The sequence below is a fragment of the Streptomyces sp. NPDC055140 genome (assembly GCF_053607285.1).
The window spans coordinates 1-4,819 of the sequence record NZ_JBSGTG010000107.1; the positions used below are offsets into that span (position 1 = coordinate 1).

Here is a 4,819-nt window from a genome sequence, read left to right on the forward strand (position 1 = left end):
CCCGGAGACCATGCTCAGGGTCGTCGACTTGCCGCAGCCCGTCGGGCCCACCACCGCGCAGAACTGGCCCGGCTCCACGGTGAAAGAAACGTCCTGCAGTGCCGTGAACACCTCACCCGCAGGAGTCAGAAATCGTTTGGTGAGCCCGGAAATCTCGACTCGTGCGCTGTCCTGGCCGCTTTTCCCGGCGACCGGGCTCGACGCGACATCGTTTCGCGAAGCCATCTGAGGCCGTCTCCTTCCTAACCTCGGGGGTGGAGGAAGGCAGACGCTAGAGGCCGCCCCGGATTACGTCGCTGTTTCAGACGTATCTCGCGTTAGCCGTGTTACCCGGGGTTCTGCTCGTTCTGCTCAGCGGACCGGGGGTGGGCAGAATGTCCCTGGTGGGGCAGACTCACGCCACCACGGGTTACGGCGAAGGGGCTGGGCCCGGCTGCAAGACAAGGGCGAAGGCACCTGTGATGCCTATCCGAATCCGGATCGGCCGCGGCGGGAAGGGGAGGCTCTCCGCGCGGATCCTGGCCAACCAGCTGGTCATCCTGGCTCTCACCGGAGCCATCGGCTTCGTACTGTTCGCGTTCGCCCAGCGGGCCGAGATCGACCGGTCCTACGAGCAGCGGGCGCTGGCCATCGCGCAGACCACGGCCGCCGAGCCGCAGATCCAGCAGGCCATGGAGTCCGGCGGTGGCGGCGACATCGTGCAGAGCGTCGCCGAACGGATCCGGAAGGCGTCGGGGGCGTCGTACGTGGTCGTGATCGACCTGCACGGCGTCCGCCACTCGCACCCCAGCCCGGCGCTGATCGGCGAGCCGGTGGGCGATCCGATCGTGGTGTCGGACGGCCAACCTCATGTCGGCTCCGACCAGGGCGCGACCGGGCGGTCCGCCAACGGCAAGGCTCCGCTGTACGGACCCACGGGCACGCTGGTCGGCGAAGTGTCGGCCGGCATCCCGGAACGCGACGTACTCGGCGAGCTGTGGCGGGAGCTGCCCACCTTCGGCCTGTATGCCGCGATCGCCACCGCGCTCGGCTCGGCGGCCGCGTTCTTGCTGGCCAGACGCCTGAAGCGGACGACCTTCGGGCTGGAACTGGAGGAGATCGCCGGTCTGCTGCAGGACCGGGAGGCGATGCTCCACGGCATCCGGGAGGGCGTGGTCGCCTTCGACCCCGAGGGCCGGGTCACCGTCGTCAACGACGAGGCACGCCACCTGCTCGGTCTGGGCACGGCACTGGGCAGGCGACTGGACGAGATCCTGCCCGACGGGCGGCTGCTCAGGGCGCTGGACGGCACGCTCACCGGGGCGGACATCGCGGTCCTCACCGACGACCATTGCCTGGCCGTCAACCGGATGCCGGTGACGTTGCGCGGCCGCGCGCTGGGTGCGGTGGTCACCGTCCGCGATCGCACCGAACTGGTCGGGCTCCTCCGGGAGTTGGACTCGGTGCGCGGGCTGACCGACGCGCTGCGGGCCCAGCAGCACGAGTTCACCAACCGGATGCACATCCTGGCCGGGCTGCTGGAGGTCGGCGAGTACGAGTCCGCGTACGAGTACGCGGTCGAACTGGCCGGCGCGGATCAGGCGCTGGCCGAGTCCGTACGCGAGCGGATCGGCAACGCGCTGATGGTGGGGCTCGTCGTGGCGAAGACGACGGTCGCCGCGGAGCGCGGGGTGCAGATCGTGCTCGGTGACGACTCCACGCTCGACGAGCAGCCGCCGCATCTACACAGACTGCTGACCATCGTCGGCAACCTGCTGGAGAACGCGGTCGACGCGGCGGTCGGCGGACCGGCCCCGACGGGCCGCCGCGAGGTGCGACTCTCCGTGGTCGAGGCCGCCACGGAGGTGACGGTGACGGTGGCCGACTCCGGTCCGGGGATCCCGCGGGGCGCGCGCGAGTCGATCTTCGAGGACGGCTGGTCGACCCAGCCGGACCGCGGCACCGCCCGCCGTGGCCTGGGGCTGGCACTTGTCCACCGCCTTGTGCAGCGGCACAGTGGAACCATTACGGTCAGTGAAGGGCCCGGCGCGGTCTTCACCGTGACGCTGCCCGTGCCGGACACCGCCCCCACCCCGCAGGGCACCCTGTTCACGACGAGCCTTCCCGTGCCGACCGGCGCCATGGCCGCAGCCGACGGAGGCGAAAACTGGTGATCGGGATCCTGGTGGTGGACGACGACTTCCGAGTCAGCGGACTCCACTGTTCCTTCGTGGCCGGAGTCGAGGGCTTCGAGGTCGTCGGCCAGGCGGCGAACGTGGCCGAGGCGCTCGACGCCGTACGCAGACTTCAGCCGGAGCTGCTGCTGCTCGACATCTTCCTGCCCGACGGGAGCGGCCTAGACGTGCTGCGGCGGCTGACCAGGGACGAGGGAGGCACCCGGCCCGACGCCATCATGATCACTGCGGACCGGGACATCACCTCGGTACGGACCGCGATGAAACTCGGAGCGGTGGGATACCTCGTCAAGCCCTTCGGCGCCGCCGCCCTTGCCGAGCGGCTCACCGCCTACCGCGAACTCCAGCACAAGGTGGACGCCCTGGGCCCGGAGGCGGAGACCGACCAGGCCGACGTGGACGCCCTGTTCAGCGTCGCCCGGCCCACCCGTCTCCCTGCGATCCCGGCCAAGGGCCACTCCGCGCCGACCCTCGCTCTGGTCCACCAAGCGGTCCGCACGGCCCGACGCGACCTGTCGGCGGCCGAGGCCGCCGAACTCACCGGCGTCTCCCGCGCCACGGCCCAGCGGTACCTCTCCTACCTCGTACGGGAGGGCGTGGTCCGGCTGGAACTCCGCTACGGCGCGACCGGACGCCCCGAGCACCGCTATCGGACCGTGTCCTGACCCAGATCTCCTAGGCACTGTTTCTCGGATCATGTGCGGAGCCAGATGATGAGGGCGGCGAGGGTGACGGTGCCAAGATAGATGTAGGCGCGTTTCTCGTAGCGGGTGACGACTGACCGGAAGCCCTTCAGCCGGTTGATGGCGCGTTCGACCGTGTTGCGTTTCTTGTAGCGCTCGCTGTCGAACCCGGTGGGCCGGCCGCCTCGCGAACCTCGATTCCGCCGGTGTCTTTGCTGGTCGAGGCGTTCAGGGATGGTGTGCCTGATTCCGCGCCGTCGCAGGTAGCGCCGATTGTTCCGGGACGTGTATGCCTAATAGGCGTTGAGGGCTGGGAGTTGAATCAGCTCTGGGCAGGGGTCGAGCGAGATGTCTTGCTGTATGCCGCGCTTTGAGAGGGCGGTATGTGAGTACATAGGAGTTTTGTCGTCACCTGAATGTGTGGCGATGCGGCATCCCGGCCGGTCGGCGGCCATGGGCATGTTGGGCTGGGCACCGTGAGCGAGCGCAAGCCCTACAAGACCGACGTGAGCGACGAGCAGTGGGCGCTGGTCGAGCCGGTGATCGCCGCGTGGAAGGCCGCGCATCCCTCGGTCAGCGGCCATCAAGGCCGGTACGAGATGCGGGAGATCGTCAACGCGCTGCTCTACCAGGGCCGGACCGGCTGCCAGTGGGACCTGCTTCCGCACGACTTTCCGCCACCCGGCGCGGTGAAGTACTACTTCTACACCTGGCGCGACGACGGCACCGACCAGACCACTCACGACCTGCTGCGCTGGCAGGTGCGGGAGATGGCACGCCGGAAGGCGGATCCGAGCCTGGTGGTGCTCGATACCCAGAGCGTGCACGCGGCGGCCGGAGTGCCCGCTGAGTCGACGGGGCGCGATCCGGCAAAAAAGTACCGGGCCGCAAGCGCGGCCTGGCCGTTGACGTTCTGGGGTTGGTGATCGCGGTGGTCGTGATGGCGGCGTCGGCGCACGAGAACGCCGTCGGCATCGCGCTGCTGGACAAGGTCGCCGCCGACACCGACGCCGTGGAGAAAGCCCTGGTCGATCAGGGCTTCCAGAACGCCGTCGTCGCGCACGGGGAGAAGGTAGGCATCGAGGTGGAGGTCGTGGAGCGCAACCCCGCGCAGACCAGGTTCGTTCCTCAGGCCAAGCGGTGGGTCGTGGAGCGCGCCTATGGAATCTTGATGCTGCACCGCAGGCTGGTGCGCGATTACGAGCATCTGCCCCGCAGTTCGGAGTCGCGGGTGTACTGGGCGATGACCCCGGTGATAGTGCGCCGGTTGACCGGGGCGGCCGTGCCGGCTTGGCGCACCGCATGACCGGCGGGGAGCTGACGCTCGGCGCAGTGCTGGCGCGGCTGGAGGAGCGGGAACGAGAGATCACCGCGCAAGCCCAGGAGGCGCGGGAACAGATCACGCAGCTGACCGCACACCTCGACGAACTCGGCCGGGCCGTCGAGGAAGTTCGGATCACTCGCAAGACACTGCTGGAGCTGCCCGACCCGCAACCGCCCGCGCCGCCGGGCACCGAAGCTGCCGGATCATCCGGCCTACCAGCAAATCATGGCGGTGTTCGCCGCGGCCGACCATCCGCTGCGGGCGCGGCAGGTGTGCGAGGCGATGGACCTGGCGGTCGCGCCCAACAACATCAACAACGTCCGCCTGAAGCTCAAGCGACTGGCCGACCGCGGAATCCTGACCGAGACCGAGCAGGGCTTGTTCTCCCAGCCCCGGCCGTAGTCGACCGACTTCGTCACGACCTGCCCGATCGCCCCACACGAAACGAAGAATCGGGCATCAGGTCTCATACCGCCCTCTGAGGACGGCCGCGCTGGCCTCTGACCCGGCGTGCGGCTGGACATTGGCGTGCTCGGCACCGAAGAGCGCCCTTGCGCGCTCGATCGCGAGAGTCTCTACTTCGTCGACATGCTCGCAGCCGCCGTAGTAGCGGCGGCCCGGATAGCCCTCGGCGTACT

At 68.9% G+C, this 4,819-nt stretch carries 4 protein-coding genes and 3 pseudogenes; 4 read left to right on the top strand and 3 right to left on the bottom strand.

The annotated features are described in order from the left end of the window. The coding region (locus ACWFR4_RS47630; protein ID WP_453658093.1) for an ATP-binding cassette domain-containing protein at positions 1-225 on the bottom strand (225 nt) is incomplete at its 3' end. 236 nt (positions 226-461) lie between these two features. Here ACWFR4_RS47630 and ACWFR4_RS47635 point away from each other — a divergent pair. Further along, positions 462-2,153, top strand: a complete 1,692-nt coding sequence (locus ACWFR4_RS47635) for an ATP-binding protein (RefSeq protein WP_453658095.1) — start codon at positions 462-464, stop codon at positions 2,151-2,153. Beyond that, entirely contained in the window at positions 2,150-2,839 is a 690-nt protein-coding gene (locus tag ACWFR4_RS47640) for a response regulator (RefSeq protein WP_453658097.1), read from the top strand. Before ACWFR4_RS47635 ends, ACWFR4_RS47640 begins: the two co-directional genes overlap by 4 nt. A gap of 29 nt (positions 2,840-2,868) precedes the next feature. Here ACWFR4_RS47640 and ACWFR4_RS47645 read toward each other — a convergent pair. Next, positions 2,869-3,150, bottom strand: a pseudogene (locus tag ACWFR4_RS47645) (transposase); the annotation flags it as partial. A 183-nt stretch (positions 3,151-3,333) separates the two neighbouring features. On the opposite strand from ACWFR4_RS47645, the pseudogene ACWFR4_RS47650 reads away from it, so the two are divergent. Continuing rightward, a pseudogene (locus tag ACWFR4_RS47650) lies at positions 3,334-4,163 on the top strand (IS5 family transposase). Positions 4,164-4,406: 243 nt separating this feature from the next. Continuing rightward, positions 4,407-4,583, top strand: coding sequence for a hypothetical protein (locus tag ACWFR4_RS47655; protein ID WP_453658099.1), 177 nt, complete (start codon positions 4,407-4,409; stop codon positions 4,581-4,583). Between the two features lie 78 nt (positions 4,584-4,661). Here ACWFR4_RS47655 and ACWFR4_RS47660 read toward each other — a convergent pair. Continuing rightward, positions 4,662-4,819 (bottom strand): annotated as a pseudogene (locus tag ACWFR4_RS47660) (serine hydroxymethyltransferase); the annotation flags it as partial.